Origin of the sequence: Pseudomonas emilianonis, assembly GCF_023072625.1 — a bacterium.
GTDB lineage: Bacteria > Pseudomonadota > Gammaproteobacteria > Pseudomonadales > Pseudomonadaceae > Aquipseudomonas > Aquipseudomonas paraveronii.
Map to the genome: position 1 here is coordinate 1 of NZ_JAKNRV010000031.1, position 26,263 is coordinate 26,263.

Consider the following 26,263-nt stretch of genomic DNA (forward strand, 5'->3'; position numbering starts at 1 on the left):
CTACAGCCACCGGTTCGGGCGCCGGTGCCGGTGCCGGCGGCAGCATCACCAGTTGGGTGTGCATCACCTGAGGCGCTTGCACCCTCGGTTTCTCCGGCGACCAGCCCAGCATCAGCGCGGCTACCACGCCCACATGCAGCGCAACGGCCAGACTCGCAGCCATACACTTGCGCCACCACCCGTTGAAATCCCTAGGTGCCATAACCAGGGTCGAACTGTGCATGATCATCGCCGTCATTGCGGGGCCTCGGTCACCAACCCCAGGTTGCTGACGCCGCCCTTTTGCAACACCGCCATCGCTGCGACCACGCGACCGTAACCCGCGTCTTCGTCAGCGCGGATATAGACCTGCGTATCACTGCGCGCCGCCACCACCTGCATGACCTTGGCGCCCATCTCCTCCAGGCTCACGGCGCTGTCGGTCTGGTGCTGCGTGTCCAGCTCGCCGCCGAGGTTCCAGTAGTAACCGCCGTCGGCCTTTACCGACAGCGTGAGGATCTGTAGACGGGTGTCGGAGGCCAGCGCCTCGGCGGCGACCTTGGGCAGTTCGATCTTCACGCCCTGGGTCAGCATCGGCGCGGTGACCATAAAGATCACCAGCAGCACCAGCATCACATCGATGTAAGGCACCACGTTCATCTCGGCCTTGGGCCCGTGCTTGCGTTGCGGTCTGGTTAACATGGGCTTGCTCCTGTTCAGGCGGCCGTGGCCAGGTGGCTCGGCATGCCGCGCAGGCTGCGATGCAGGCGCACTTGCAGTTCATTGCCGAAGGCGTAATAGCGGGTGAGCAACGTCTGGCTGCGCGCTGAAAAGCGGTTGTAGGCGATCACCGCCGGGATGGCGGCAAATAGGCCAATGGCCGTGGCGATCAAGGCTTCGGCGATGCCCGGCGCTACCGTAGACAGCGTGGCCTGTTGCACCTGGGACAAGCCGAGAAAGGAATTCATGATGCCCCACACCGTGCCGAACAGGCCGATGTAAGGGCTGACCGAGCCCACGGTGGCGAGAAATTGCAGGCCTTTTTCCAGCTCGATTTCCTGCTCGGTGATCGCCACCTGCAAGGCGCGCTCCACCCCTTCCAGCACCGCCGGATCGTGGCTGTGCAGGTGCTGGTATTCCTGGACCCCGGCGATAAAGATCGTCGCCACGCCGCCCTCGCCCGCTTGCACGGTGTCGCGGTACAGCGTCTGCACGTCCGGTGCGGCACGAAAGCGCGGCACAAACCCGTTCAACTGGCGCTCCAGGCGCCGCAGCACACTGCCGCGCTGGATAATCAGGCACCAACTGAGCAAGGACGCCAACAGCAAAGTGACCATCACCGCCTTGACCAACAGGCTGGCGCCGCTGATCAAACCCCAGATCGTCATATGTTCCATCGTCGCGTGCATGGTGGTGAACTCCTATTCGATTAAAAAGTGATGACCGGGTGATGACGGCTCACGGCAATTTCAGGGCGCCAGTCACATCGCGCCAGGGTACGAACTTGAAGTTCTGGGTTTGCTCGGGCATGCGCTTGCGCCCGTCCTGCACCACCAGCATGCCTTGGCTCCACGGCCCGCCGAGGTTGACGGCGGTGACTTCGAGGCCATCGGTTTCCGAGGCGCCGTCGATCCCGGCTTCAGCGTTCAAGCCGACGCGAAAGGCGCCGTGGGCGGCGAACGGCGGTTCGGCATCCACCACCAGGTAGCTGTCATTGCCTTGGCTGGAGATCACCAGGTAATCGCGCGCGCCGCTCTGGTACAGCGCCAGCCCCTCGACATCCGCATGCAGTTGCGCACCCACCTTGATCACGCTGGTCAGCGTCGCCGGCTGATCGGCACGGGCGTCGACGGCCCAGACGCCGACATCTTCTTCACCGATGAACAGGCGCTGGCGCTGGTCGTCGGCCACGCAGCCTTCGGGTTGGCTGTCGACCTTGAACTGACGCACCAGCTCGCCCTGCACCCGGCCGTCCGGCGCGCTCAGGCGGTATTGCAGGAAGGTGCCGTCCTTGCCGTTGGCGATCGCGTAAATGTCACCGCTGGGCGGCTGGAACAGGCAGATACCGTAGATTTCCTTGAGTGGCGTCGGCACTTCACCGGCTTCGCGCAACTCGCCGCTGCGGCGCTGGCTGCTGAACTGCTTGATCTGTTCGATATAGCGCCGGGGACCGGAGACCAGGACGACGCCGTCCTCCGGCAATTCACCCCAGCCAAAACGACTGTCGAGCAGGCCGATATCGGTCAGTGCTTGCTTGAGGTCGGCAATGGTTTCGGACGACACCTCCAGGCGTGCGGACTCCTGCTGATCAAGGGTGCTGATGTGCAGGGTGTTGTTGTAGAGATACCACTGGAAGCGGTGCTCTACGCCGAGCCTGTCGAGCAGCGACTGCGGGGTATTGGCGCGTATCTTGCCATTGACGTTGCCCTCCAGCAGGCCCTCGATCTGAAGTTGGGTGCCAAATGTCTGGGCAAAATCCTCGAGGACTTCACGTAGTGGCTTGTACTGGGCTTCATAGGCGTATGCCGTGTTCTTCCATTCTGCGGGGATGGCGGCGAGGGCGTATTGCGCCGGGGCCAGCAAGCAGGTCAGGGCGATCAGGCACCGCCAATCGGCGCGTCTGGATGAGGTTTCAGGCGGGTCAATGCGCAAGCTGTCGCGCTTGTGGATCTTGTTGTGCATAGAGGCTTCTCTGATTAGTACAGCAACGAACGTAGGGAGGTGGGGTTGCGTTGAGGCGCCGCTCTGTGAAGGCGCGCGACGGTGGCGCGCCAGGTATCGCGTTGGTTGAGCAGGGACTCGAGACAGCGCTGCAGCAGCTGTTCGTCGTGCCTGTCATGCAGGCAATGCAGCAGCCAGAGCGCGCCACTGGCGGGCGCCTGAGCGAGAGCGCCCTGAAAGTGATCCAGGCTGACCTCGCCCAGTCGCAGCCAGGTCATCAGCAGTGATTTATCTGGGCGAAGTGGTGTTAGCTGAACACTTAGCAACAGGCTGCTCGAACAATGACGCAGGACAATTTCGTCATTGTTTTCGAATAGCCTTAACTCTCCGGTGCCGCGTCTCAAGCACTCGGCCAGCAGCGCTTTCAATCTACTGTCCGCTGTCCAGGCCGGACTTCAGGAGCATATGTTTTACGCGGGTGTGTTCATTGAAGACGTATTCGGAGGTTCGATGCTTGGCGACGAGATCGAAAAAAAACGCCATGTCTTCGTCCGCCCCGGAATTGCTTTCTGCTGCTTGGGTGAGGTCTCTTTTAACCACCCGTGCGTCGTTTAGAAGCCGATTGGTATAACCGTCGTAATAGTTCATGGAATTACTCCGTTGGGATGTTCTCCTTTTTGGTTTGTATGTCGAATTGGTTCCATGGGTGGCAATTTATATTTCATTAAGTGTGTTTAAAGCCCATCGTTTGAATGGCTGTCGTCAGGCTTCAGGAAGAGGTTGACCAAGGACGTCCAGTCGATCCGAAAGTCCCCCTCTTCGGTATTCAATATGAGCGATTGCGGTTTGATCGTATTGTCAGCGCGCAGTGTCCAGTGCGTACTGCCGCGGTTGGCCAGGCAGGCCCGCACCGCCTCCAATTCGAGTGGATGGCAAACCAATGCGGCCTTGACCGCTGGCACATGGCTCGCCAGCAACTGCTTGATCAGGGCCGCCATGCGTTGGGGGGCGGGGGTGTCTTCAAGCAGCAGGTGAATGGCCTGGTTGGCGATGGCGGTGGCGTATCGTTCAAGGTTGTCACACAAGGCCTGACGCTCGATTTCCCAGCGTTTGAGTTGCGCGTTGGCACGTTGCCATACTTCCAGGCTGGCTTTTTCGAGCAGCTCTTCGCGCTGGGCGTGTGCCGCCTTCAGCAATTGTCTGGCCTCGGCCTTTGCCTGATCCACCACGCTGCTGACCTGTGTGTAGCTCGCCAGTGTTTCGCAAGAGATCATGCTCCCCGGCAGGGGCGGCGCGCCGCCTGGCGAGTTGATTTTATATCGACATAACATCGTTAATCTCCGTGCCCCTTTGAGGCAGCAGCACTACCGTTCCTGTTCATCGCGCCAATACGCCACACCACCGCATGCCAAAGGGTGTCGAGGCGGCTATGGGAGTCACCGAGCGAAAGCGCCTTTTCTTCCAGATCCAAAATGCGCCGGCGAGGAAAGCGCAACCTGACGCGCTGCCAGGTGGCCGGCGTGACCCAGGCGCGGAGCAATTGCAGCGGGTCATTGTCGGGCTGCACCATATCCAGGGGCAGGGCCTTGGACAGCCTATTGCACCACTGCCGATGGTTGTCATCGAGTGCTGTTGCATAGGCGGGACGGCAGATGCCGTCAATCAGTGCGAGCCCCAGGTCGAGTTGATTCGCTGAGGCGAGTGCCAGTTGCAGGAGTGCGGGATCGGGCATTGGCGGCAGGCACGGGGCCACGCCATAAGGTGTGCCCGCGACGACCTGCCGGCTGCGATGCAGCTCAGTTAGCGCGGCGTGTTGATCGGGGTTTTTCCAGTCTTCGTGGGCACACAACCAAGGCGTGGACCACCATTGGGCCCATGAGAGATTACTCATTGCGTGCATGGACAGGCGCATCCAGGGATGGGCCGTCCGGCAGCGCGTGTGCGGCTCGTTGTGTGCGTCTATGCCAGAACACGCCCCCCGCAAGCATCAGCGCCAAGGCGACCAGTGCGAATATCACGCTGGCCCGCCAAAAACCGATGTCATCTCCGGGCACCAGGAAAGGCCCGAAGTAAGCCAGTTTTTGCTGCTCCAAATAGGCGGTCGCAGGTACGAAGACGACGGTCAGTTTTTGCGGGTTTTCCACTGCTGCGGTCATCCCCGGGATACTGCTCGCAACCATCCTGCGCACACGGGCCCTGATGTTGTCGGGGTCGAGTCGGGGGTCATGTTTGATGAACACCGAGGCGGATGCGGGTTGTACGGGTTCTCCCGGAGCGACGCGCTCGGGCAGCACCACGTGTACGCGAGCCACGATGACCCCATCGATGTTCGATAACGTGGTTTCCAGCTCTTGGGACAAGGCATAGATGTAGCGTGCGCGCTCTTCAAGCGGCGTAGAGATCACGCCTTCTTTGCGAAAGGTGTCGCCCAGTGTCGCGCGCGCGACCCGAGGCAGGCCGGCGGCCTCCAGCGTTCGCACGGCGCGGCCGATATCGGTGGCGTTGACCACCACGACAACGCCATCTTTCGCGGGAACTTTGGTGGCGCGGATATGTTTGTCTGCCAGTTCGGCAACGACTTCGTTGGCCTCCTGTTCGGTTAACTGACGATGAAGTTCGACACGGTCACTGCAGGCATTGAGCAAGAATGAGAGCGACAGGATGACGAGGATAAGCAGCGGGCGAGTCATCTTGGCCTACTGCAAGTTGCTGATTTTATCGATGCACTGCGCGGTTTTACCGACGCTCTTCGATAACATATGCGTCAGCAGGAGTGCATCGGAAAGTTGGCCTGGATATTTTCGCGCCTCGTCCAGTTTGTTCTTGCTGCTTAATGCACGCAGGCTTTTGGTCATACGCTCAGTCACGGAATTCAGCTTGCCTGCGGCCTCGGAAAGCATGCTCTGTGGCATCGCATGATTGATCGCCGTACTCGGGAGTGAGGAAGGCGTGAGAGTTGAGTTGAAAAAGTTTACATCGGTGGCCGAGGTGGATGCCTCCTGTGTTCCGGAGGCGCCAGGGAGTTGATGGGTTTCAGTCGAGCGGATGCTTCCTATCATCATGTTGCCCCTGTTAGATAAGGGTTAGAAGATGAGCGTGTTTAGGGTTGTTGCTGACAACGCTCGTGGCGGTGTGACCTTCCCGGCATAGCCTGTCGGGAAGGTCAGCAAAGGTTCAGCTATTACAGACGGAGCATGTCAGAGGCTGCTTTAATACCGCTGGTATTAGCGTTATCAGCCGCTCTAAAAGCGTTTTTTACGCCGTCTTTGCGCTTCTTTGCTTCTGCAGCATCTAAAGCCGCATCTGTCTCTTCTGCAGAAATGTCGCCACCGTTAGCGCCAGCATAGGAGGCGCCAGAATACGAGCCAATCGAACCGATAGTCATGTTTTTTTCTCCGTACTTAACGTTAGTCTCACTAGATTCAGCGATATATAAAAGACGCGGTTGCATACCTATATCGCTGTTCCATAACGTATGTGGCTCAAGTGGTTCATGCGTTCCATGTGTTGCGGGAGGGTATGTTTCAAAAGATGTAGTTACGTTCAGTCGGGGCGTGGGGTCTCAGCTTAGTGATATTCCCAAATGCTTTATTCGGTGGTATAGCGTTCGCTTGGCGACGCCTAACGCTATTGCCACACTATCCACACAGTGGTCGTGTTGACGAAGCGACTCTTCAATCAGCGATTTCTCCATTTGTTGTAATCGCGTCTTTAGGTTCATTTCAAGGTCGTGTCGGTTTATTACCGCTGCTGAGAGCGGTGGCAGGCCCAATACGAAACGCTTGGCCGTCGAGCGCAGCTCGCGCACGTTGCCTTTCCATGGATGGCACAGCAGTTGTTGTAATAACTGCTTGCCGGGGGGCGAAGGTGCGGCGAGCCGGAAGTGCTCGGCCTCTTGCTCAATCATGCTCAGGAACAAGGGAATAATCCGCTCTCGCCGGTCCCGCAAGGCCGGAAGGTGGATATTGACGACATTCAAGCGAAAGTAGAGGTCGCGGCGGAAGGTGCCTTGCTCGACCATGTCGTGCAAGGCTTGCTGGGCCGATGCGATTACACGCATGTCTACTGGGATAAATCGTGTGGAACCCAGGCGTTCGACCCCGCGCGATTCCAATACACGTAACAGCTTGGCTTGCAGCGACAGCGGCATGCTGTCGATTTCGTCGAGGTATAGGGTGCCCAGATGGGCGGCTTCGACAAACCCCGCCCGCGATTGCATGGCGCCCGTATAGGCGCCGCTGTTGACGCCGAACAATTGGCTTTCGGCAAGGGTTTCCGGGATGGCAGCACAGTTAACTGCAACGAAGTTTCCTTTGCGATGGGACAGGTGGTGTATGCGTTGCGCCAACGTATCTTTACCTGTGCCTGTTTCTCCCAATAGCAGAATGTCGATATCGAGAACGGCCGTGTTGTTGACCGTCATTTCGATGACCGGGCAATCGCTAAAGGCCATGTCCGTTATAGGACCGTTTTCGCAGAGCGTCGACATAGTGTTGTGCTCCGATACTGTTGCCACTTCAGGGGGCAATTAACCTATGGGCCGGCACGCAGTTAAACAGGAAACCTTAGTGTTGTCATGATGCGCTGCTTGAGCTGTAGAGTAGCTCGGGTATTTGAACCGCAAGAACTATAAAGTTGCAAGTGCTGCTCGGGGTAGTTGCCTGTGCTTAGTGTAAGATAAATCTTAGAGTGATGAAGAATAGTTGGGAAGTTTGATGGGGGCGCAGGTATGTTGCGGTGTGTGTTCTGGAATTCTTGTTATTTTATAATGTGTGGCGATGTTTCACTCTCTTGATGCATCGCCCTTTTTATAGTGCGGTTTCTACCGTAATCAACGTTTGCACGTTAAATGAGCCGGCTAGACAGCCCACTACCCGCACAAAAAACCACCAGGGCTGGCCCTCCTCACCCCGCACATTGATAGCCATTAAAAAAAGCCGCCCTTTGGCACCGATAACATCGTTTCTCGGGCGCACGGGTTTTCAATATATTGGCCGCCAGATCCGGTTAATGACTCACCCTTTACCACTCTCAGTGCGAGTAGTCTTAATGAACAATAAACCTGACAGCGCAAGGCTTGAAAATGCCGGAGCGGGGACCCGAGCGGTCTGGGGAGGGGAGCAAGTCAGGCACCCCTACAATGCCACTCAAACACCTATCGTGGTCAGTGCCGCTTACGGTTACGACGACATCGACGTCTGGTACGACGTTGCTCTGGGCAAGGCTCCGGGCTTTATCTACAGCCGCATGAGCAACCCGACGGTCGAGACCCTCGAAGCAAAAATCCGCGAGTTGGAAAGTGCCGAGTCCGCCGTGGCCTTCAGCAGTGGCATGGCGGCGATCAGCAGTGTGCTTTACACCTTCCTGGCCCACGGTAATCGTGTGGTGTCCACTAAGGACAGCTATGGCGGCACCAACAAGATTTTCGAAGAGTTCCTGCCGCGCATGGGCGTCGAGGTGAGCTTGTGCGAGACGTTCGATCACGAGGAGATCGAGCGTGAAATCGCCAAAGGCTGCCAGTTGGTGTACCTGGAAACACCGACTAACCCGACCCTGAAAATCCTCGATATCCAGCGTCTGGTCGCTGCGGCCAAGCGCGTCGGTGCCGTGGTGGTGGCGGACAACACCTTCGCCACACCGCTGAATCAAAACCCGCTGGCGCTGGGCGTGGACGTGGTCATCCACAGCGCGACCAAGTTCCTCAGTGGTCATGGCGATGTGCTCGGCGGCCTGGTATGCGGCAGCGAAGCGTTGATGGACAAGGTGCGGCATTACCGCGAAATCAACGGTGCGACGCTCGATCCCTTCTCGGCCTACATGATCATCCGTGGCATGAAAACGCTGGTGCTGCGTCTGCGTCAGCAGCAACACAGTGCCCGCGCCCTGGCAGAGTTCCTCTGCACCGAACCGTTGGTGGCGTCGGTGAATTATCCCGGCTTGACCAGCCACCCGAACCACGCGGTGGCGTGTGCGCAAATGTCCGGTTTCGGCGCCATCGTCAGTTTTGTCCTGGTCGGTGGCATGGACACGGTCAAGGTGCTGTTGCCGCGCCTGCGCTTTGCTCACTGCGCGGGCAATCTGGGCGCGGTGGAAACCATTTACGGCCCGGCTCGGACCACCAGCCATGTGGAGAACACGCTGGAGGAACGTCTGGCCCTGGGTATCTCCGAAGGGCTGGTCCGCGTCTCCGTCGGCATCGAAGACACCGATGATTTGCTCGACGATCTGCAGCAGGCGTTTGCCTTTGTCAGGCATTCACGGGGTGAACAGCTACCAGCAAGTAAACAGCCCTCAATCAATCAAACGTGCACTGAGGTAGCCAACTGAAGTTTTAACGTTACTCCCTCACGACAGGGCCGTTAGTGAGGCGTTCATGAAGCGGAATAATAATAAAACCCAGTGGCGACATTTTTTGACTCTGCCCAGTAACTCTACGCAGACGTTAATGCGTGCCTTGCCACCTTTCATGAGAACAACCATGTCCATAGAAGAACAACAACTCAACCCGCGTGCCGGTTTCAAACAGGAAATGCAGACGCGCCATATTGTCATGTTGGCATTGGGCGGCGTGATTGGTACCGGGCTGTTTCTCACGTCCGGATACACCGTTAACCAGGCCGGTCCGTTAGGTGCGGTCATTGCCTACATCATCGGCGCGCTCATGGTCTACATGGTCATGATGTGCCTGGGCGAGTTGGCGGTGCAGATGCCGGAAACCGGCTCCTTCAGCACCTACGCCACGCGCTTTCTCGGCCCGGGTACCGGCTACACCGTGGCCTGGCTGTATTGGCTGACGTGGACCGTGGCCATCGGCTCGGAATTCACCGCCGCCGGTATCCTCATGGTGCGCTGGTTCCCGGACACGCCGGTGTGGATCTGGAGTGCGCTGTTCGCTGGCGTGGTGTTCCTGACCAACGTGATCTCGGTGCGTTTGTTTGCCGAGACCGAGTTCTGGTTGTCCTTGATCAAAGTAGTGACGGTGGTGGTGTTCCTGATCATCGGCGGCGGGGCGATTCTCGGCCTGTTGCATATCGATCAGGCGCACAGCACTGGCCTGGGTAACTTCACCCGCGAGGGCTTGTTCCCTACCGGTTTCATGTCGATTGCCATGACCCTGTTGGCGGTGTCCTTCGCCTTCTCCGGTACGGAGTTGATCGGTATCGCTGCCGGTGAAACCAAGGACCCTCAGCGCAATGTGCCGCGGGCCATTCGCACGACCGTGTTGCGTCTGGCGATCTTTTTCGTCGGCACCATCTTCGTCCTGGCGACGCTGTTGCCCCGCGAGCAGGCCGGTTTGGTGGAGAGCCCGTTTGTCACGGTGTTCACCTACATCGGCATTCCTTACTCCGCCGACATCATGAACTTCGTGATCATCACGGCGCTGTTGTCTGCGGCCAACTCCGGGTTGTACGCGGCCTCGCGGATGCTCTGGACCTTAAGCGACCAGGGCCACCTGCCTAAGCAGTTCTCTAACCTGACCCGCATGGGGACGCCGTTGAATGCCATCGTATTGAGCATGTTCGGCGGCGGCGCCTCGTTGCTCAGTAGCGTGTTTGCCGCTGACACCGTCTACCTGGCGCTGGTGTCGATTTCCGGGCTAGCGGTCGTGGTGGTGTGGATGAGCATCGCCGCGAGCCAGATCGCGTTCCGCCGTCACTATGTGGCCAATGGCGGTGATGTCCGCGACCTCAAGTTCCGCGTCCGGGGTTATCCGTGGGTGCCTCTGGGAGCGCTGGTCTGCTGCAGCCTGGCCTGCGTCGGGATCGCTTTCGACCCCGAGCAGCGGGTGGCGCTGTACTTCGGTTTGCCATTCATCGCCTGGTGCTACTTCGTGTATTACATTACCCGCAAGAGCCGCGAGCAACGCTTGTCGCTTGCCCCCTTGGCACAACCGTCCGATGCATTCTAGACAGGGTGGGCAAGCGTGCTCGGTGCGGGGGGCGTCAATGAGGTCCAGACCATGAAGCAAAAGCCGCTACCCCCATTGAACTGGCTGCGGGCATTCGAGGTGTCTGCCCGCTGTCTGAACTTTACCCACGCCGCCGAGGAACTGTTTTTGACCCAGGGCGCGGTCAGCCAGCAGATCCGCCAATTGGAAAGCCATCTGGGGGTGGCGCTGTTCAAGCGCTTGCCCCGTGGCTTGGGGCTGACCGAGGAAGGCCAAGCCTATCTGCCGGTGGTGCAGGATGCGATCACTCGGCTGGCGGTGGGGACCAACGAGATTTTTGGCCAGCACAAACGCCGGCCGATCAAGGTGCGTGGCAGCCTGGCGTTTTTCGTCCATTGGCTGGCGCCCAAACTGGTCGACTTTCGTCAGGCCCATCCCCATGTCTACATCCGCTATATCAGCAACATTTGGGTCAAGGAGCTGGATGGCGAAGACGATATGGAAATTCGCTGGGGGCATGGTCAATGGCCCGGCCTGGTCTCGCAACGCCTGACCTGGGACACCTTGTTTCCGGTCTGCTCGCCCGCCCTGATGGCGCGCTCGCCGCTGAAGGTCGCGGCCGATGTGGCCCACCATCCGTTGCTGCATGTTCTGGGTTACGAAGAGGGCTGGGGTTACTGGTTGAACATGGTCGGAGCGGACACCGTCGATTCGTCGACCGGCATGCAGTTCGACACGCTGATCTGCACCTTGCGCATGGCCGAGTTGGGGCAGGGGATTGCCCTGGCCCGCTCCTCGATGGTCGACGAGATGCTCCAGGACGGGCGTCTGGTTGAACCCTTCGCCCAGCGCATCGAAGCCAGCGAATCGTTTTATCTGGTACGCGGTTCGGGTGCCGACCAGCATCCCGACGCGGTCATGTTTTCTACCTGGCTGGTCGAGCAGGCACATCGTTACAAATGAATGGCCGGGGTCAACCATGCGCTATGTGAGTACACGAAATTCGGCCATCCAGGTCGATTTCGAAAAGGTCGTGTTATCCGGCATTGCCGAGGACGGCGGACTGTTCGTGCCCTTCGAGTTGCCGCTGTTCGAACCCCAGGACATGGCCAATTGGTCGATCTTGCCGTATGACGAACTGGCCTTTCGGGTCATGAGTCCGTTTGTGGGTGGGGCCATCCCTGAGGTGGATCTCAAGCGCATGCTTAAAGAGGCGAGCCGCCGCTTCAGCCATCGCTCCGTGGCGCCCTTGCATCAGGTCGACCGCAACGAGTGGGTGCTGGAGCTGTTCCACGGGCCTACCCGCTCCTCGAAGGATTTTGCCGCCCAGTTGCAGGCGCAGTTGGTGCAGTATTTTCTGCACAAACGCCAGCGACGCGCGGTGGTGCTCGGCGCTACCAACGGTGATACCGGGCTGGCGGCCATCGAGGCGTTCAAGCACTGTAACGACACCGTCGTGGTGGTGTTCTATCCGGCGTCCGGCGTACCACAGAATCAGTTGCAGCATCTGCAGGCGGTGGCTCACCCGAATGTCCACACGTTCGCCGTCAACGGTAGCTTCGATGAGTGCCAGACCATCGTGAACCGGCTGTTCCGGCAGTGGCCATGCACGCAGCATGAGGCAATCAGTTTCAACTCCAGCAACTGGGTCAGTGTGTTGGCGCAACTGGTGTTTTATTTCCACGCCGTGCTGCAACTGGGAGGCGCTCAGCGTCTGATTGGTTTTAGCGTGCCAGCCGCGAGTTTTGCCGAGGTCTATGCCGGTTACATTGCGCAGAAAATGGGCCTGCCGATCACCCAGATGATCGTTGCGACCAATCAGAACGACGCATTGCATCAGTTGTTTCTGAAGAACCACTACTCCAGGTTGCGAACCAACAAGACGGTGTCGCCGGCCATGGACCTGTCGATTTTTTCCAACCTTGAACGTTTCCTCTGGGAGCTCTACGGGCATGACGATCAGGCGGTGAGCGCGCTGATGGCCGCGTTCGAATCCAGCGGCGAGATGACCATCGCCAACGAGTGCTGGTTGCAGGCGCGGATGATCATCGACTCCTACGCGGTCAGCGATGACGAAACCCTGGAGGAAATGACCTCGCTGTACCGTGACACCGGTTACGTCATTGATCCTCACACCGCCACCGGCGTCCTGGCAGCTCGACTGTACCGCCGCAGCCTGGTCGCGCCGATGGTCACCCTGGGGGAAATCTCACCGGCCAAATCAGCCGTGCTGCTCGGCGAACTGGGGATCGGCACGCCGGCGCCACACAGCCCGCTCGCAGAGCCGGGACCGGCACAGCATTACCGGATTCAACCGGACGACCTCGACACCATCCATCAGCTGCTCGGCGCGCTGTGACGGCGTTGCCACAGGAGGTCAAGTGAAGCGCATTCTGGACCCGCTCGATGAACGTATCATCGCCGAGCTGCGGCTCAATGCCCGGGCGGCCCACGCCGAGCTGGCGACCAAGGTCAATCTGTCGCGCAATGCCGTGCGCCAACGGATCGAACGGCTCGAGCGCGACGGTGCGATACAGGGGTATACGGTGCGCACGGGGGAGGGGCGACAAGCCTCTTCGAGCATCAATGCGGTGATTTTTGTCTATCGCTACGACCGCATGCGCGGCGCGGATGTGCTGCAGGCCTTGCGGGCAATACCGGAAGTCATCGCGTGCGATGTCATGAGCGGCGAGTTCGACCTGATGCTGCGCGTCGGCGCTGCGAGCCCGGAGCGGGTGCATAAGGTCTGGAATGAAATCTCCGCGCTGCCGGGAGTGGAAAACACGGTGACTTCATTCGTTTTATCGTCTGTCGTCTAGCCGGTTTTTTGCTGTGAAAAAGTCAACTTCGGTTGGCTTTTTTTATGCCCGGACGCTTTGCCCAGGCACTGGTCAAAACGCCCATGAAATAGAGCAAATTGGCATATTTCACTGCCCAGGACGCGTCCCTAATCTAGTGCCCAACAACCCATCACGCAGATCAAGGGCAATAAAAATATGACTGAATACAAACTGGCGCTGGTCGGCTTCGGTGGTGTCAACCGGGCGTTGGCTCAGCTGATTGCCGAGCGTAACGACAGCTGGAAAAACGAACTGGGTTTTACCCTGAAAATCGTCGGCGTCACTGATCTGTTCCTCGGTTCGGTGATCGATCGCGACGGCTTGGATGCGGCGTTGCTGGCCAATCTTCCGGCGGTCAAGGGGGCCTTCGCGCAACTGCCGGGGGGCGAAGCCATAGCCCTCAACGAAGCGGTGATCAAGGATTCCGGTGCGGACATCATTGCCGAAGCGACCTTTACCAACCCGGTGGATGGCGAGCCGGCGACTTCGTTCTGCCGCTGGGCGCTGGAGAACGGCAAACATGTGGTCACCACCAACAAGGGGCCGATTGCCCTGCACGGTGGCGAGCTGAAAGACCTGGCCCAGCGCAATAACGTCGCCTTTGAATACGAAGGTTCGGTGATGAGCGGCACACCGGTGATCCGCCTCGCCAGGCAGTTGCTGGCGGGCAGTTCGGTTGTCGGTTTCGAGGGGATTCTCAACGGCACGTCCAACTTCGTCCTGACCCGCATGGAAGGCGGCCTGGGTTTTGCCGAGGCGGTCAGTGAGGCACAGGCATTGGGGTATGCCGAAGCCGACCCAACGGCGGATGTCGAGGGGCACGATGTGCGTCTGAAAATGGTAATTCTGGCCAACGAACTGCTGGACGCCAAGCTGAACGTGAGCGATGTCAGTTGCAGCGGTATTTCCTCACTCGGCCTTGGCGACATCGAAAAAGCCCGGCAGGACGGGGCACGCTGGAAGCTGATCGGCGCCGCCACGCGTCATGCCGATGGTTCGGTCAGTGCCAGTGTCGAGCCGCGCCTGTTGAACCATGATCATCCGCTGGCCGCTATTTGCGGCGCCACCAATGCCGTGTCGTTCGCCACTGATCTGCTCGGCGCGGTGACGGTTTCGGGGCCGGGAGCTGGGCGCACGGAAACAGCGTTTGCGTTGCTGTCGGACATCATCAGCATCCATCAGTCTGTTGCGCACAACTAGGAGAACGCCTGTGAAACGATCGAGTCTTGCGCTGGCTGCCGTGGCGCCGCACATCGAAGTCTTCAACCCCTTTGACGGGACTGTTATCGGGACCGTAGCGGATGTTTGTGCATCGCAAGTGCCGCAGTTGCTGGTGCAGGGTCGTAGCGGTGCGCAAGCCTGCGCCGAACTGCCGCGTCATCGTCGGGCACGCATTCTCGAACAGGCCGCCTTGCACATCGAACGCGATGCCCCGGCATTTGCCCGGCTGATTGTCGAAGAAGCCGGCAAGACCCTCAAACAGGCGGAAAAAGAGGTCAAACGCTGCGTCAACACCCTCAAACTTTCTGCTGAAGAGGCCAGGCGCAATGCCGGGGAAGTGGTGCCGTTCGATGCCTATGAGGGCTCCGAGTCTCGCCAGGGCTGGTTCTCCCGCGAGCCGCTGGGCCTGATCGTGGCGATCACCCCGTACAACGATCCATTGAATCTGGTGGCACACAAGCTCGGTCCGGCCATTGCCGGCGGCAACGCGGTGATTCTCAAACCGTCTGAGCTGGCGCCGTTGTCGGCGATCAAATTGGTCTCGTATCTGGTTGAGGCTGGGTTGCCCGAGTCGGTGGTCACCGTCGCCACCGGCGGCGCGGAACTGGGCAAGGCCTTGGTCGCCTGCCGTGAGGTGCGGATGATTTCCTTTACTGGCGGCTTCGTCACCGGCGAGCAGATTGCCCGCACGGCCGGCCTGAAGAAGCTCGCCATGGACTTGGGCGGCAATGCGCCGGTGATCGTCATGGCGGACTGCAACCTTGCGGCCGCCGTCGACAGTTGCCTGTCCGGGGCCTTCTGGGCGGCGGGACAGAACTGCATCGGCACTCAGCGCCTGCTGATCCAGGCCTCGATCTACGAGCTGTTCCGCGAGCACTTCGTCAGCCTGGCGCAGAAACTGGTGACCGGCGACCCATTGCTTGCCAGCACCGACATCGGCCCAATGATTACCCCCCAAGCGGCGCGGAATGCCGAGCAGGTCGTAAACGAAGCGTTGAAGGAAGGTGCCCGGTTACTTTGCGGCCACCGGCGCCAGGGCTCGTGCTACGCCGCCACCGTGCTGGAAAACGTCGATCATGCCAGTCGCCTGTGGCGCAACGAAGTGTTTGCCCCAGTGGTGGTGTTGCAGCCTTTCGAAACCTTCGATGAGGCCATTTCGTTGGCCAATGAACCCGAATACAGCCTGCACGCGGGGATCTTCACCAATGATCTGGCGACGGCGATGAGGGCGGCGCGGCGGATCGAGGCGGGTGGCGTGATGATCAACGACTCGTCCGACTATCGTTTCGATGCGATGCCGTTTGGCGGCTCCAAGTACGGCAGCCTCGGCCGGGAAGGGGTGCGCTTTGCCTATGAGGAAATGACCCAGCCCAAGGTGGTGTGTCTGAACACCCTGGGTTAAGCGATTCAAGGCAAATAAAATCAGGTCGTTTGGCATTGGGAAGGTCTGGTCACCCGCCCAATGCTTTTTTTCTAGCATTGGCCATGCATTATCTGCCGCGTCGCACAGGCACCTCCCGGTGGTTCTTGTTATCCTGACCGCCCTCTTTCATGGACGAATACCGAGACAAGCCATGGCTAACCTCACCCCGTCACGCCTCGGGAAGATGCTTCAGGGGCTGCTCTTTGCCCTGATTGGTATCGTCTTGTTGGGCATTGCTGTCAATCTCACGCTTGAACGACGCGAATTCCTCGCCCACGCACAGACCGCCGATGGCATCGTCAGCCGCTTGAATGCCGGTGGTTCGCATCCCGAGATCGCCTTCACCACCCGCAGTGGTGAAAAGATTTCCTACCCCCAGGGCGGCTTTATTTTTGGCTATCAGCAGGGTCAGCCGGTGCGGGTGTATTACCTGCCCGAGCAGCCGGCCAGTAGCGCCGTGGTCGATACCCCTGCCGCACTGTGGGCCACTCCCGGGTTACTCGGTTGTATGGGGCTGCTGTTCACTCTTGCCGGGCTGTTAAGGGGCATCGGTCAGCGCGGTCGCGGCGCAGTTCATTCACATAAAGGACTTTGAACGATGAGCTACAACATCCCGATCCCACTCAATGCCAGTCGCTGGCAGTATCAGACCGCCAGCGGTGGCGGTCTGACCATAGCTCTGGTGGCGGGCAGTGGCGGTTCGATCATCCTGCGTTCGCCCCAGGGCGAGAACGTCAGCTACCGCTACGGCGGCGTCGGGGTGGGGGTCGGATTTGGCGCGCGCCTGCCGCGTTTCGGCAAGATCAATATCCAGGTCAAGGGTAAGAGCGTAGCGGCAGCCGGTGCGGCGGAGGCTTTTCCCAGCACTGGCATGGTGTTTGTCAGCGACGCCCTGGTCGGCCGTGACCTGACCAGTGACGACATCACCGGGCCTTGCCTGTATACCGAAGTGGGGGCGGGGCTGGTGGTCGGCGGTTCGGCCATGGCGCTTTTGTTCGGGCTTGATCCCAAGCTGCTCGCGTTGGCGGCGGTTCTAAGCTCCAACCCGGCGACCTCGCTCATTGCCTCCGCCACGGTCAACCGGCAGTTGCTGCAGTCGGCCAAGGGCGCGGTAGTCATGGCCGGCATGAACGCTGGCGTGCAGGCCGGTGGTGGCGCCGTGATCAGCATGGGCTATCTGTTCTAGTCGCGCAGAGCGGGTCGATATAACACCCACAAAAAAGCCGCGAATAAACGCGGCTTCTTTGATTCCGACAACGCTTAGACGTTGAAGCGGAAGTGCATCACATCGCCATCTTTGACGATATATTCCTTACCTTCCAGGCGCCATTTCCCTGCTTCCTTCGCACCGGCTTCACCCTTGTACTGGATGAAGTCGTTGTAGGCGATCACTTCGGCGCGGATAAAGCCTTTTTCAAAGTCGGTGTGGATCACGCCGGCAGCCTGTGGCGCGGTGGCGCCGACCTTGACGGTCCAGGCGCGGACTTCTTCGACACCGGCGGTGAAGTAGGTTTGCAGGCTGAGCATTTCGTAACCGGCGCGGATCACGCGATTCAGGCCAGGCTCTTCCAGGCCCAGGGCCTCGAGGAACATGTCCTTTTCTTCGCCGTCATCGAGCTCGGCGATTTCCGCTTCGATCTTGTTGCACACCGGAACCACGATCGCGCCTTCTTCGTCGGCGATGGCCTTGACCACGTCGAGCAGCGGGTTGTTCTCGAAGCCGTCTTCGGCGACGTTGGCGATGTACATCACCGGCTTGGTGGTCAGCAGGTGGAAGCCCTTGACCGCGGCCTTCTCGTCAGCGCTCATGGTCTTCATCAGGCTGCGTGCCGGCTTGCCCACGGTGAAGTGAGCGATCAGTTGCTCCAGCAGGCCTTTCTGGACCACGGCGTCCTTGTCACCACCCTTGGCGTTACGCGCAACTTTCTGCAGTTGCTTCTCGCAGCTGTCGAGGTCGGCGAAGATCAGTTCCAGGTCGATGATCTCGATGTCGCGTTTCGGGTCGACGCTGTTGGAGACGTGAATCACGTTCTCGTCTTCAAAGCAGCGGACCACGTGGGCGATGGCATCGGTTTCGCGGATGTTGGCCAGGAACTTGTTGCCCAGGCCTTCACCTTTCGACGCGCCGGCCACCAGGCCGGCGATGTCGACGAATTCCATGGTGGTCGGCAGGACGCGCTTGGGGTTGACGATCAGCGCCAGTGCATCCAGGCGCGTGTCCGGCATCGGCACGATACCCGTGTTGGGTTCGATGGTGCAGAAGGGGAAGTTCTCCGCCGCAATACCGGACTTGGTCAGCGCGTTGAACAGGGTGGATTTGCCGACGTTGGGCAGGCCGACGATGCCGCAATTGAATCCCATGGTGTTTCCCCTCGGAAAAGAGTCAGGCCTTCTGGCTGTGCAGGTTTTTCATCGCACGGTTCCATTCCCCGGCGAGGATATCCGGCAGCACGCCGAGGGCAAAGTCGATGCAGGCATCGAGTTTTTCCTGTTCGGCGCGTGGCGCACGACCCAGGACGAAATTTGAAACCATACTGGCAACGCCTGGGTGGCCAATGCCGAGCCGCAGACGGTAAAAGGTATTCTGATTGCCCAACTGCGCGATGATGTCGCGCAGGCCATTGTGCCCGCCATGCCCGCCGCCTTGCTTGAGCTTGGCAACGCCGGGTGGCAGGTCCAGTTCGTCATGGGCCACCAGGATTTCTTCGGGTTTGATCCGGAAGAACCCCGCAAGCGCCGCGACAGCCTGGCCGCTGCGGTTCATGTAGGTGGTGGGAATCAACAGACGAACATCCTGACCCTGATGCGAAAAGCGTCCGGTCAGGCCAAAATACTTGCGATCGGCCACCAGGTTTACACCTTGGGCGTGGGCGATGCGCTCAACAAAAAGGGCCCCCGCGTTATGCCGGGTCTGTTCGTATTCGGCGCCTGGATTTCCCAGGCCAACGATCAGTTTAATGGCAGTCACGACAGGGGCCCTTCCTTTGGAGTTGTGGATAACATTGCCGACCTGAGTGCGGCGAAAGTGGACGACAAGAGATCATTTACCCAAGAGTAAACGCCGCGTTATCGCCCGCTTTCTCGCTACGTTTCGGTCCGCGATGTTTCCTCAAGCTCCGGCAATACAGAGTGAATTACTCTGCAGCGCCTTCTTCAGCTTCTGGAGCAACGCGTGGAGCGTGAACGTTGGCAACCGCTTTGTCATCACCGTGAACCAGTGCGACAAACTCAACGCCTTTAGGGGCTTTGAGGTCGGACAGGTGGATGATTTCGCCGATTTCCATGGCCGACAGGTCGACTTCGATGAACTCAGGCAGGTCTTTCGGCAGGCAGGTCACTTCGATCTCGGCAACAACGTGCGAAACTTCGCCGCCTTTCTTGATAGGAGCTTCTTCACCAACAAAGTGCACAGGCACGATGGCGGTCAGTTTCTGGCCGGCAACGACGCGAACGAAGTCAGCGTGCAGCACGTGGCCTTTAGCTGGGTGACGTTGCAGCGCCTTGATGATGACGTTCTGCTTGGTGCCGCCGATGTTCAGCGAGATGATGTGGCTGTAGGCCGCATCGTTTTCCAGCAGTTTGGCAACTTCTTTAGCCAGCATGCTGATGGATTCAGGGGCTTTTTCGCCACCGTAAACTACAGCTGGAACCAGGCTTGCGAGACGACGCAGGCGGCGGCTCGCACCTTTCCCCAGGTCGGAACGCACTTCAGCATTCAGAATAAATTCGTTCATGTTGTATCTCCAAAATAACCACATTCGCCCCAGCGTTTGCGACCAGCGCTAAAGGCGATATGGGCAAAAAAGCCCCGCCCCAACAATATGCTGGGGCGGGGCGCTTTTCGTCAGTGAGGTGATCCGTTGGTTTGACCCTTAACGGAACATCGCACTGATCGATTCTTCGTTACTGATGCGGCGAACCGCTTCGGCAACTACCGGTGCGATATCCAGTTGACGGATACGCGAACAGGCTTGAGCAGCAGCGGACAACGGGATGGTGTTGGTCACCACCAGTTCGTCCAGCATTGAGTTCTCGATGTTCTCGATCGCTCGGCCCGACAGCACAGGGTGCGTGCAGTAGGCGAAGACTTTTGCCGCACCGTGCTCTTTCAAGGCTTTAGCCGCGTGGCACAGGGTGCCGGCGGTGTCGACCATGTCATCAACCAGAATACAGGTACGCCCTTCGACATCACCGATGATATGCATCACTTCAGAGTGATTGGCTTTCTCGCGGCGTTTGTCGATGATCCCGAGATCAACGCCCAAGGATTTGGCAACAGCCCGTGCACGCACGACGCCACCAATGTCCGGGGACACGATCATCAGGTTTTCAAAGCGCTGGTCTTCGATGTCATCCACCAATACGGGGGAGCCGTAGATGTTATCTACCGGAATATCGAAGAACCCCTGAATTTGGTCAGCGTGCAGGTCAACCGTGAGAACACGGTCGATGCCTACCACGGTGAGCATGTCAGCCACGACTTTCGCGCTGATAGCCACTCGTGCGGAACGCGGACGGCGATCCTGACGGGCATAACCAAAGTAAGGGATTACAGCTGTGATTCGAGTCGCTGAGGAGCGGCGGAAGGCATCAGCCATCACGACGAGTTCCATCAGGTTATCGTTGGTCGGAGCGCAGGTCGGCTGAATAATGAAGACGTCTTTACCGCGGACGTTTTCATTGATCTCGGCGGTAATTTCGCCGTCGGAAAACTTACCGACAGAGATGTCACCGAGAGGGATATGCAGCTGACGAACGACACGTCGAGCCAGATCGGGGTTGGCGTTCCCCGTAAAGACCATCATCTTGGACACGCGCAGTACCTAGAGGCTGAGGGTAACCTGGATGAGTAAAGGAAAATGGCAGGGGCGGCTGGATTCGAACCAACGCATGGCAGGATCAAAACCTGCTGCCTTACCGCTTGGCGACGCCCCTGTATCTGTTGCAACGAGTACCCAGTACTCGGTTCCTTTTAGAGCAGACTTTGCAGCTTGCGATGCAACATCGAAACGTTGCTTCCCTTTGCTACAAACCCTGTAAGGGTCTCTGTAAGAAGGGCCGAGACTTTATCAGCTTCAGCTTTGTTTGGGAAGCCCCCAAACACACAACTTCCAGTGCCGGTTAATTTTGCTTCGGTAAATTTACCTAACAAATTCAAAGCGTTACGTACTTCTGGGTAACGCCTTGCTACAACCGGTAAGCAGTCATTTCGACTGTTTCCCTTGGGAACGGGGCGCACTTTAATGGGAGGAGAGTTACGTGTCAACAGTGGATCTGAAAAAATTTCTGCTGTACTTACAGATACTTGCGGGACAAGCACGACATACCACGGCTCTTCCGGGTATTCAGGGGTGAGTTTTTCCCCCACGCCCTCGGCAAAAGCAGCGTGCCCGCGCACGAAAACCGGGACGTCAGCACCCAGGGTCAGGCCCAGCGTGGCCAGGCGATCGAGGTCCCAGCCGAGCTGCCACAAGTGGTTCAGACCCAGCAGTGTGGTCGCGGCATTCGAGCTGCCGCCACCGATGCCGCCGCCCATGGGCAGGACTTTATCGATCCAGATGTCGATGCCGAGCGTGCAGCCGGATTGTGCCTGAAGTTTTTTCGCGGCCTTCACGATCAGGTTGCTGTCGTGGGGCACGCCTTTGAGTTCGGTGTGCAGTCGGATCACGCCATCGTCGCGTATGGCGAACGTCAGTTCATCGCCGTAGTCGAGAAATTGAAACAGCGTCTGCAACTCGTGGTAGCCGTCTTCACGGCGACCCAGAATGTGCAGCATCAGATTGAGTTTGGCCGGGGAGGGCAGGGTCAGTTTCTCTACGCTCACGTTATTGCCCCAGCTTGCGCGGTTGCCAGTCCTTGATCACCAGCGTGACGTCAAGGTCGGTGCCGTGCAGTTTGATCCGCTCAGGCAGCCAATAACCGCTCTGTTGCACGTAGCTCAGGTATTCGACCTTCCAGCCGTCCTGTTCCAGGGAGGCCAGGCGGCTATCGCCATTGAGGCTCAGGCGGCTTTTGCTGTCAGGTGCGGGCAAGCCGCGTACCCACCAGACCAGATGCGACACCGGCAACTTCCAGCCGATTTGCTCTTCCAGCAGCGCCTCCGGGGAGGCGGCTTCGTAGCGACCCTGGTTGGCCACTTCGAGGCTGACTTGCCCCGGTCGGCCGGTCAGGCGGGCGGCGCCTCGACCCAGCGGGCCGGACAGACGGATATCGTAGTAATCCTGGCGTTGCAGCCAGAACAAGGTGCCGCTGCCGGAATCTTTCGGCGCGCGCACCCCGACTTTTCCTTCGATCTGCCAGCCATCAATGCTGCTGAGCTGTGCCTTGTGCTGTTTCCATTGCGCCGGGCTGCCCTGGCCTTCAACGGATTCGCGGGCGCCAAAGCCCGCACAACCGGCGAGCAAGGCGATGAAACTGAAAACAATAAAGTGGCGCAAGAACATAAACTTAAAGGGTCTCGGAACCGGTCAGGCGCTTGATGGTGCTGCGCAGGATGGGGCTTTCGGGTTGTTCCTTGAGGAACTTTTCCCAGATTTGTCGGGCTTCGCGCTGTTTGCCGTTGGCCCAGAGCACTTCGCCCAGGTGTGCAGCGACTTCCTGGTCGGGGAAGCGCTCCAGCGCCATGCGCAGCAGGCGCTCAGCCTCGTCCAGGTTGCCCAGGCGGTAATTCACCCAGCCCAGGCTGTCGAGTACGGCCGGGTCTTCCGGGTTGAGCTTGTGGGCCTGTTCGATCAGCACCTTCGCTTCGGCGTAACGCGTGGTGCGGTCGGACAAGGTGTAACCCAGGGCATTGAGCGCCATGGCGTTTTCCGGGTCGCGCTTGATGATCAGGCGCAGGTCCTTTTCCATCTGTGCCAGGTCATTGCGCTTTTCCGCCTGCATCGCGCGGGTGTAGAGCAGGTTCAGGTCGTCGGGGTATTGCAGCAAGGCTTGTTGCAAGACTTTCCAGGCGCGCTCGCCCTGATTGTTGGCCGACAAAGTCTCGGCCTGGATCAGGTACAGCTGGATCGCATAGTCCGGTTCAGCCTCGCGGGCCGCAGCCAGGCGTTTTTCCGCCTCGTCGGTGCGACCGTTGCTCATCAGGATGTCGGCCTGGCGCAACTGGGCGGGCAGGTAGTCGTTGCCGGGACCGACCTGGGCGTATTCGAGCAGGGCGGCCTGGGGGTCGTTGTTTTCTTCGGCGATGCGGCCGAGGTTCAGGTGCGCCGAGTCCACGTGGCTTTCGCGCTCGATCAGCTCTTCCAGGTAGCCCTTGGCCTCGTCCCAGGCTTTGGCTTCCAGGCACACCAGCGCCAGGGAGTAGCGCAATTCGTCATCGTCCGGGTATTGCTGGACCAGGTTGGCGAACTGCACTTTGGCGTCCTCCATGCGGTCCTGCTCCACCAGCGTGCGCGCGTAAGTCAGGCGCAGACGCTTGTCGTCCGGGTATTTCTTGATGCTTTTTTCCAGCAGCGGAATCGCTTCCTTGCCGCGATTGAGGTGCTGCAACAGGCGGGCGCGCAGCAGGATCGGCGCAATCTCGCCTTCTTCCGGCGGGTTCTGTTCGAGCAGCTTCAGCGCGGCTTCGGCTTCGTCGTCCTGTTGCAGCAGCAAGGCCTTGCCGAACACGAGCTGGCTGTTCTTCGGGTGTTTTTGCAGCAGGCGGTCGAAACTCTTCATCAGCCCGTTGCGCGTGTCCGGGTCGGTGTCGGCCGCCGACAGCGCAAGAAAGTCGAAATGAGTGTCGCCCTTGCCCTGCAGGACTTTCTCCATATAGGCCATGGAGTCGTCATAGCGCCCGGAGCGCGCCAATTGAATGGCCGCCGCCCGTTGGGCTTCCAGATCGTCCGGCGCGTTTTTCGCCCAGATCAGCGAAGTGTCCAGTGCGGCCTGATCGGCCCCCAGGTACTCGGCGATGCGAAACGCCCGCTCCGAGATGCCCGGATCTTGCGTATTGATGGCCTGGGTCACGTAGTTATCCAGCGCAATATCGAAACGATTGCGCTGGCCGGCCAGTTCTGCGGTCAGCAGGCTGTACACCGTTTCTTCGCTGAACGAGGAGTAAACCTTGGGGTTTTCAGGGGCTGGGGTGCTCTCTTCCACCGGCGGTGTACCGTCCGGCGACACGGGGGCCATGGCCTGGCAGCCGTTGAGGAAGACAAAAGCAAGGAGCAACGCGGAGGATCTATTCATATAGGAAGAGGACGACTTACCTGCGGTCGGATCATCATGACACAAGCCTTCGGCCAAACATAACCGAGTCTCAATGGATGCCTTTATAGGCACAACGCATAGGGACAATAGACGACGGTGGTTGTTCTGAATCTATCGAAGTAGGACAATTGTCGGCTTTCCGACATCATCAGCGATATTGAATGGCCTTCCTTGCACTCGGTATTAACCACAAAACTGCCTCCGTAGACGTGCGCGAGCGCGTGGCGTTTACGCCTGAGCAGTTGGTTGAGGCCTTGCAGCAGCTCTGCCGACTCACCGACAGCCGCGAAGCTGCGATCCTTTCGACCTGTAATCGCAGCGAGCTTTATATAGAGCAGGAGCATCTTTCAGCGGATGTCGTACTGCGCTGGCTGGCCGATTACCACCATTTGGACGTCAACGACCTGCGCGCGAGCGCTTATGTGCATGAGGACGATGCGGCAGTTCGTCACATGATGCGTGTGGCGTCCGGTCTCGATTCGCTGGTATTGGGCGAGCCGCAGATCCTCGGCCAGATGAAATCCGCCTACGCCGTGGCGCGTGAGGCTGGCACTGTGGGGCCGCTGCTGGGGCGCCTGTTCCAGGCCACGTTCAATTCCGCCAAGCAGGTGCGCACCGACACTGCCATCGGAGAAAACCCGGTGTCCGTGGCATTTGCCGCCGTCAGCCTGGCCAAACAGATTTTCAGCGACTTGCAGCGCAGCCAGGCCTTGCTGATCGGTGCCGGTGAGACCATCACCCTGGTCGCCCGTCACCTGCACGACCTCGGCGTGAAGCGTATTGTCGTCGCCAACCGTACCCTGGAGCGTGCCAGCATCCTGGCCGAACAGTTCGGCGCCCACGCCGTGCTGTTGGCGGACATCCCAGCCGAACTGGTGCGCAGCGACATCGTGATCAGTTCTACCGCCAGCCAGTTGCCGATCCTGGGTAAAGGCGCGGTGGAAAGCGCGCTGAAGCTGCGCAAGCACAAGCCGATCTTCATGGTCGATATTGCCGTTCCCCGCGATATCGAGCCGGAAGTCGGCGAGTTGGACGACGTTTACCTGTATAGCGTCGACGATCTGCACGAAGTGGTCGCCGAAAACCTCAAGAGTCGCCAGGGTGCGGCCCAGGCTGCCGAGGAAATGGTCAGCGTCGGCGCCGAAGATTTCATGGTGCGCCTGCGCGAACTGGCAGCGGTGGACGTGCTCAAGGCGTATCGTCAACAGGGCGAACGCCTGCGCGACGAGGAGTTGAGCAAGGCCCAGCGTTTGTTGGCCAATGGCGGCAACGCCGAAGACGTGCTGATGCAACTGGCCCGTGGCTTGACCAACAAATTGCTGCACGCCCCCAGCGTGCAACTGAAAAAACTCACTGCCGAAGGCCGCCTCGATGCGCTGGCCATGGCGCAGGAACTCTTTGCCCTCGGTGAGGGCGCGTCAGATAGCTCTTCGGATAAAAAATCGCAATGAAAGCGTCACTGCTCAACAAACTGGACGTGCTCCAAGACCGTTTCGAAGAACTGACCGCCTTGCTCGGCGACGGCGAGGTCATCTCCGATCAGACCAAGTTCCGTGCTTATTCCAAGGAATACGCCGAAGTTGAGCCCATTGTGGTCACCTACCAGAACCTGTTGAAAGTACAGGCCGACCTTGAAGGCGCCCAGGCGCTGCTCAAGGACAGCGACCCGGACATGCGTGAAATGGCCGTGGAAGAAGTCCGTGAAGCCAAAGACAAACTGGCCGAGCTCGAAGGCGACCTGCAACGCATGCTGCTGCCCAAGGACCCCAACGACGGGCGCAACGTCTTCCTCGAAATCCGCGCCGGCACCGGCGGCGACGAGGCGGCGATTTTCTCCGGCGACCTGTTCCGCATGTATTCGCGCTATGCCGAACGGCGCGGCTGGCGCGTCGAGATCCTGTCCGAGAACGAGGGCGAACACGGCGGCTATAAAGAAGTCATCGCCCGCGTCGAAGGCGACAATGTGTACGGCAAGCTGAAATTCGAATCCGGTGCGCACCGGATTCGAATTTCAGCTTGCCGTACACATTGTCGCCTTCGACGCGGGCGATGACTTCT

28 protein-coding genes, 1 tRNA gene and 2 pseudogenes are annotated in these 26,263 nt (G+C 59.2%); 11 read left to right on the forward strand and 20 right to left on the reverse strand.

Annotated features, from left to right (window positions below):
- From L9Z73_RS06075 to L9Z73_RS06130, 12 genes and pseudogenes are all read right to left on the reverse strand, one after another.
- Positions 1-238, reverse strand: a pseudogene (locus tag L9Z73_RS06075) (energy transducer TonB); the annotation flags it as partial.
- A complete protein-coding gene (tolR, locus tag L9Z73_RS06080; RefSeq protein WP_247397435.1) occupies positions 235-681 on the reverse strand; it encodes a protein TolR in 447 nt (148 codons plus the stop codon). The gene tolR and the pseudogene L9Z73_RS06075, both read right to left, overlap by 4 nt.
- A gap of 14 nt (positions 682-695) precedes the next feature.
- On the reverse strand, positions 696-1,388 hold the full coding sequence (gene tolQ / locus L9Z73_RS06085; RefSeq protein ID WP_247397439.1) for a protein TolQ: 693 nt from the start codon (positions 1,386-1,388) through the stop codon (positions 696-698).
- 49 nt (positions 1,389-1,437) lie between these two features.
- Entirely contained in the window at positions 1,438-2,661 is a 1,224-nt protein-coding gene (locus tag L9Z73_RS06090) for a phytase (protein ID WP_247397442.1), read from the reverse strand.
- 14 nt (positions 2,662-2,675) lie between these two features.
- Positions 2,676-3,068: a type III secretion protein gene (locus L9Z73_RS06095; protein WP_247397446.1), complete on the reverse strand. Its 393-nt coding sequence runs from the start codon at positions 3,066-3,068 to the stop codon at positions 2,676-2,678.
- 1 nt (position 3,069) lies between these two features.
- Positions 3,070-3,288, reverse strand: a complete 219-nt coding sequence (locus L9Z73_RS06100; protein WP_247397449.1) for a hypothetical protein — start codon at positions 3,286-3,288, stop codon at positions 3,070-3,072.
- A gap of 86 nt (positions 3,289-3,374) precedes the next feature.
- Positions 3,375-3,971 (reverse strand): type III secretion system stator protein SctL, encoded by a 597-nt coding sequence (sctL, locus tag L9Z73_RS06105; protein ID WP_247397451.1) that lies wholly within the window; start codon positions 3,969-3,971, stop codon positions 3,375-3,377.
- A 2-nt stretch (positions 3,972-3,973) separates the two neighbouring features.
- Entirely contained in the window at positions 3,974-4,540 is a 567-nt protein-coding gene (locus L9Z73_RS06110) for a type III secretion protein (protein WP_247397454.1), read from the reverse strand.
- Positions 4,524-5,330: a type III secretion system inner membrane ring lipoprotein SctJ gene (sctJ, locus tag L9Z73_RS06115; RefSeq protein WP_247397457.1), complete on the reverse strand. Its 807-nt coding sequence runs from the start codon at positions 5,328-5,330 to the stop codon at positions 4,524-4,526. Before sctJ ends, L9Z73_RS06110 begins: the two co-directional genes overlap by 17 nt.
- Before the next feature lie 6 nt (positions 5,331-5,336).
- Positions 5,337-5,699 carry a hypothetical protein gene (locus tag L9Z73_RS06120; RefSeq protein WP_247397461.1) on the reverse strand — a complete coding sequence of 121 codons (363 nt, stop codon included), beginning with the start codon at positions 5,697-5,699 and terminating at the stop codon, positions 5,337-5,339.
- 122 nt (positions 5,700-5,821) lie between these two features.
- Positions 5,822-6,025, reverse strand: a complete 204-nt coding sequence (locus tag L9Z73_RS06125) for a hypothetical protein (RefSeq protein WP_247397463.1) — start codon at positions 6,023-6,025, stop codon at positions 5,822-5,824.
- 177 nt (positions 6,026-6,202) lie between these two features.
- Positions 6,203-7,129, reverse strand: a complete 927-nt coding sequence (locus tag L9Z73_RS06130; protein ID WP_282598534.1) for a sigma 54-interacting transcriptional regulator — start codon at positions 7,127-7,129, stop codon at positions 6,203-6,205.
- Positions 7,130-7,689: 560 nt separating this feature from the next.
- Here L9Z73_RS06130 and L9Z73_RS06135 point away from each other — a divergent pair.
- The 9 genes from L9Z73_RS06135 (at position 7,690) to L9Z73_RS06175 (ending at position 17,198) form a co-directional block, all read left to right on the forward strand.
- Positions 7,690-8,967: a cystathionine gamma-synthase family protein gene (locus tag L9Z73_RS06135; RefSeq protein ID WP_247397465.1), complete on the forward strand. Its 1,278-nt coding sequence runs from the start codon at positions 7,690-7,692 to the stop codon at positions 8,965-8,967.
- Positions 8,968-9,118: 151 nt separating this feature from the next.
- Complete coding sequence (locus L9Z73_RS06140) at positions 9,119-10,549, forward strand: amino acid permease (protein ID WP_247397468.1); 1,431 nt, start codon at positions 9,119-9,121, stop codon at positions 10,547-10,549.
- A gap of 51 nt (positions 10,550-10,600) precedes the next feature.
- A complete protein-coding gene (locus tag L9Z73_RS06145) occupies positions 10,601-11,491 on the forward strand; it encodes a LysR substrate-binding domain-containing protein (protein ID WP_046384765.1) in 891 nt (296 codons plus the stop codon).
- A 16-nt stretch (positions 11,492-11,507) separates the two neighbouring features.
- Entirely contained in the window at positions 11,508-12,887 is a 1,380-nt protein-coding gene (gene thrC / locus L9Z73_RS06150) for a threonine synthase (protein ID WP_247397472.1), read from the forward strand.
- A 22-nt stretch (positions 12,888-12,909) separates the two neighbouring features.
- Entirely contained in the window at positions 12,910-13,347 is a 438-nt protein-coding gene (locus L9Z73_RS06155) for an Lrp/AsnC family transcriptional regulator (protein WP_247397475.1), read from the forward strand.
- Positions 13,348-13,524: 177 nt separating this feature from the next.
- Positions 13,525-14,568: a homoserine dehydrogenase gene (locus L9Z73_RS06160; protein ID WP_247397478.1), complete on the forward strand. Its 1,044-nt coding sequence runs from the start codon at positions 13,525-13,527 to the stop codon at positions 14,566-14,568.
- A gap of 10 nt (positions 14,569-14,578) precedes the next feature.
- Positions 14,579-15,991, forward strand: a complete 1,413-nt coding sequence (locus L9Z73_RS06165) for an aldehyde dehydrogenase family protein (RefSeq protein ID WP_247397482.1) — start codon at positions 14,579-14,581, stop codon at positions 15,989-15,991.
- 172 nt (positions 15,992-16,163) lie between these two features.
- Positions 16,164-16,607, forward strand: a complete 444-nt coding sequence (locus L9Z73_RS06170) for a DUF3592 domain-containing protein (RefSeq protein ID WP_247397484.1) — start codon at positions 16,164-16,166, stop codon at positions 16,605-16,607.
- 3 nt (positions 16,608-16,610) lie between these two features.
- The gene (locus L9Z73_RS06175; protein WP_247397487.1) at positions 16,611-17,198 is read left to right on the forward strand and encodes a hypothetical protein; all 588 of its coding nucleotides are present in this window, start codon (positions 16,611-16,613) and stop codon (positions 17,196-17,198) included.
- Between the two features lie 74 nt (positions 17,199-17,272).
- Here the strand turns inward: L9Z73_RS06175 and ychF are convergent, their stop codons facing one another.
- The 8 genes from ychF to L9Z73_RS06215 form a co-directional block, all read right to left on the reverse strand.
- Positions 17,273-18,373 carry a redox-regulated ATPase YchF gene (gene ychF / locus L9Z73_RS06180; RefSeq protein ID WP_247397490.1) on the reverse strand — a complete coding sequence of 367 codons (1,101 nt, stop codon included), beginning with the start codon at positions 18,371-18,373 and terminating at the stop codon, positions 17,273-17,275.
- A 22-nt stretch (positions 18,374-18,395) separates the two neighbouring features.
- Positions 18,396-18,980, reverse strand: coding sequence for an aminoacyl-tRNA hydrolase (gene pth / locus L9Z73_RS06185; protein WP_017844407.1), 585 nt, complete (start codon positions 18,978-18,980; stop codon positions 18,396-18,398).
- Positions 18,981-19,146: 166 nt separating this feature from the next.
- Positions 19,147-19,746 (reverse strand): 50S ribosomal protein L25/general stress protein Ctc, encoded by a 600-nt coding sequence (locus tag L9Z73_RS06190; protein ID WP_247397494.1) that lies wholly within the window; start codon positions 19,744-19,746, stop codon positions 19,147-19,149.
- A gap of 138 nt (positions 19,747-19,884) precedes the next feature.
- The gene (locus L9Z73_RS06195; RefSeq protein WP_003208392.1) at positions 19,885-20,826 is read right to left on the reverse strand and encodes a ribose-phosphate pyrophosphokinase; all 942 of its coding nucleotides are present in this window, start codon (positions 20,824-20,826) and stop codon (positions 19,885-19,887) included.
- 46 nt (positions 20,827-20,872) lie between these two features.
- Positions 20,873-20,947, reverse strand: a tRNA-Gln gene (locus L9Z73_RS06200).
- A gap of 37 nt (positions 20,948-20,984) precedes the next feature.
- Positions 20,985-21,836, reverse strand: coding sequence for a 4-(cytidine 5'-diphospho)-2-C-methyl-D-erythritol kinase (gene ispE / locus L9Z73_RS06205; RefSeq protein ID WP_247397497.1), 852 nt, complete (start codon positions 21,834-21,836; stop codon positions 20,985-20,987).
- Position 21,837: 1 nt separating this feature from the next.
- Positions 21,838-22,455 (reverse strand): lipoprotein insertase outer membrane protein LolB, encoded by a 618-nt coding sequence (gene lolB, locus L9Z73_RS06210; RefSeq protein ID WP_247397500.1) that lies wholly within the window; start codon positions 22,453-22,455, stop codon positions 21,838-21,840.
- Between the two features lie 4 nt (positions 22,456-22,459).
- Complete coding sequence (locus L9Z73_RS06215; protein WP_247397503.1) at positions 22,460-24,184, reverse strand: tetratricopeptide repeat protein; 1,725 nt, start codon at positions 24,182-24,184, stop codon at positions 22,460-22,462.
- Positions 24,185-24,366: 182 nt separating this feature from the next.
- On the opposite strand from L9Z73_RS06215, the gene hemA reads away from it, so the two are divergent.
- Positions 24,367-25,656: a glutamyl-tRNA reductase gene (gene hemA / locus L9Z73_RS06220; protein ID WP_247397506.1), complete on the forward strand. Its 1,290-nt coding sequence runs from the start codon at positions 24,367-24,369 to the stop codon at positions 25,654-25,656.
- Positions 25,653-26,219, forward strand: a pseudogene (locus L9Z73_RS06225) (PCRF domain-containing protein); the annotation flags it as partial. The gene hemA and the pseudogene L9Z73_RS06225, both read left to right, overlap by 4 nt.
- Positions 26,220-26,263 lie beyond the last annotated feature (44 nt).

Excerpts from the sequence above, each read along its gene's own strand:
- L9Z73_RS06160 (WP_247397478.1), top strand. The coding sequence starts at position 13,525 with ATGACTGAATACAAACTGGCGCTGGTCGGCTTCGGTGGTGTCAACCGG.
- L9Z73_RS06175 (WP_247397487.1), top strand. The coding sequence starts at position 16,611 with ATGAGCTACAACATCCCGATCCCACTCAATGCCAGTCGCTGGCAGTAT.
- L9Z73_RS06145 (WP_046384765.1), top strand. The coding sequence starts at position 10,601 with ATGAAGCAAAAGCCGCTACCCCCATTGAACTGGCTGCGGGCATTCGAG.
- sctJ (WP_247397457.1), bottom strand. The coding sequence starts at position 5,330 with ATGACTCGCCCGCTGCTTATCCTCGTCATCCTGTCGCTCTCATTCTTG.
- L9Z73_RS06100 (WP_247397449.1), bottom strand. The coding sequence starts at position 3,288 with ATGAACTATTACGACGGTTATACCAATCGGCTTCTAAACGACGCACGG.
- L9Z73_RS06140 (WP_247397468.1), top strand. The coding sequence starts at position 9,119 with ATGTCCATAGAAGAACAACAACTCAACCCGCGTGCCGGTTTCAAACAG.
- L9Z73_RS06090 (WP_247397442.1), bottom strand. The coding sequence starts at position 2,661 with ATGCACAACAAGATCCACAAGCGCGACAGCTTGCGCATTGACCCGCCT.
- tolR (WP_247397435.1), bottom strand. The coding sequence starts at position 681 with ATGTTAACCAGACCGCAACGCAAGCACGGGCCCAAGGCCGAGATGAAC.
- L9Z73_RS06130 (WP_282598534.1), bottom strand. The coding sequence starts at position 7,129 with ATGTCGACGCTCTGCGAAAACGGTCCTATAACGGACATGGCCTTTAGC.
- lolB (WP_247397500.1), bottom strand. The coding sequence starts at position 22,455 with ATGTTCTTGCGCCACTTTATTGTTTTCAGTTTCATCGCCTTGCTCGCC.
- L9Z73_RS06215 (WP_247397503.1), bottom strand. The coding sequence starts at position 24,184 with ATGAATAGATCCTCCGCGTTGCTCCTTGCTTTTGTCTTCCTCAACGGC.
- L9Z73_RS06120 (WP_247397461.1), bottom strand. The coding sequence starts at position 5,699 with ATGATAGGAAGCATCCGCTCGACTGAAACCCATCAACTCCCTGGCGCC.
- ychF (WP_247397490.1), bottom strand. The coding sequence starts at position 18,373 with ATGGGATTCAATTGCGGCATCGTCGGCCTGCCCAACGTCGGCAAATCC.
- thrC (WP_247397472.1), top strand. The coding sequence starts at position 11,508 with ATGCGCTATGTGAGTACACGAAATTCGGCCATCCAGGTCGATTTCGAA.
- sctL (WP_247397451.1), bottom strand. The coding sequence starts at position 3,971 with ATGTTATGTCGATATAAAATCAACTCGCCAGGCGGCGCGCCGCCCCTG.
- L9Z73_RS06110 (WP_247397454.1), bottom strand. The coding sequence starts at position 4,540 with ATGCACGCAATGAGTAATCTCTCATGGGCCCAATGGTGGTCCACGCCT.
- L9Z73_RS06190 (WP_247397494.1), bottom strand. The coding sequence starts at position 19,746 with ATGAACGAATTTATTCTGAATGCTGAAGTGCGTTCCGACCTGGGGAAA.
- hemA (WP_247397506.1), top strand. The coding sequence starts at position 24,367 with ATGGCCTTCCTTGCACTCGGTATTAACCACAAAACTGCCTCCGTAGAC.
- tolQ (WP_247397439.1), bottom strand. The coding sequence starts at position 1,388 with ATGCACGCGACGATGGAACATATGACGATCTGGGGTTTGATCAGCGGC.
- L9Z73_RS06170 (WP_247397484.1), top strand. The coding sequence starts at position 16,164 with ATGGCTAACCTCACCCCGTCACGCCTCGGGAAGATGCTTCAGGGGCTG.
- L9Z73_RS06125 (WP_247397463.1), bottom strand. The coding sequence starts at position 6,025 with ATGACTATCGGTTCGATTGGCTCGTATTCTGGCGCCTCCTATGCTGGC.
- L9Z73_RS06135 (WP_247397465.1), top strand. The coding sequence starts at position 7,690 with ATGAACAATAAACCTGACAGCGCAAGGCTTGAAAATGCCGGAGCGGGG.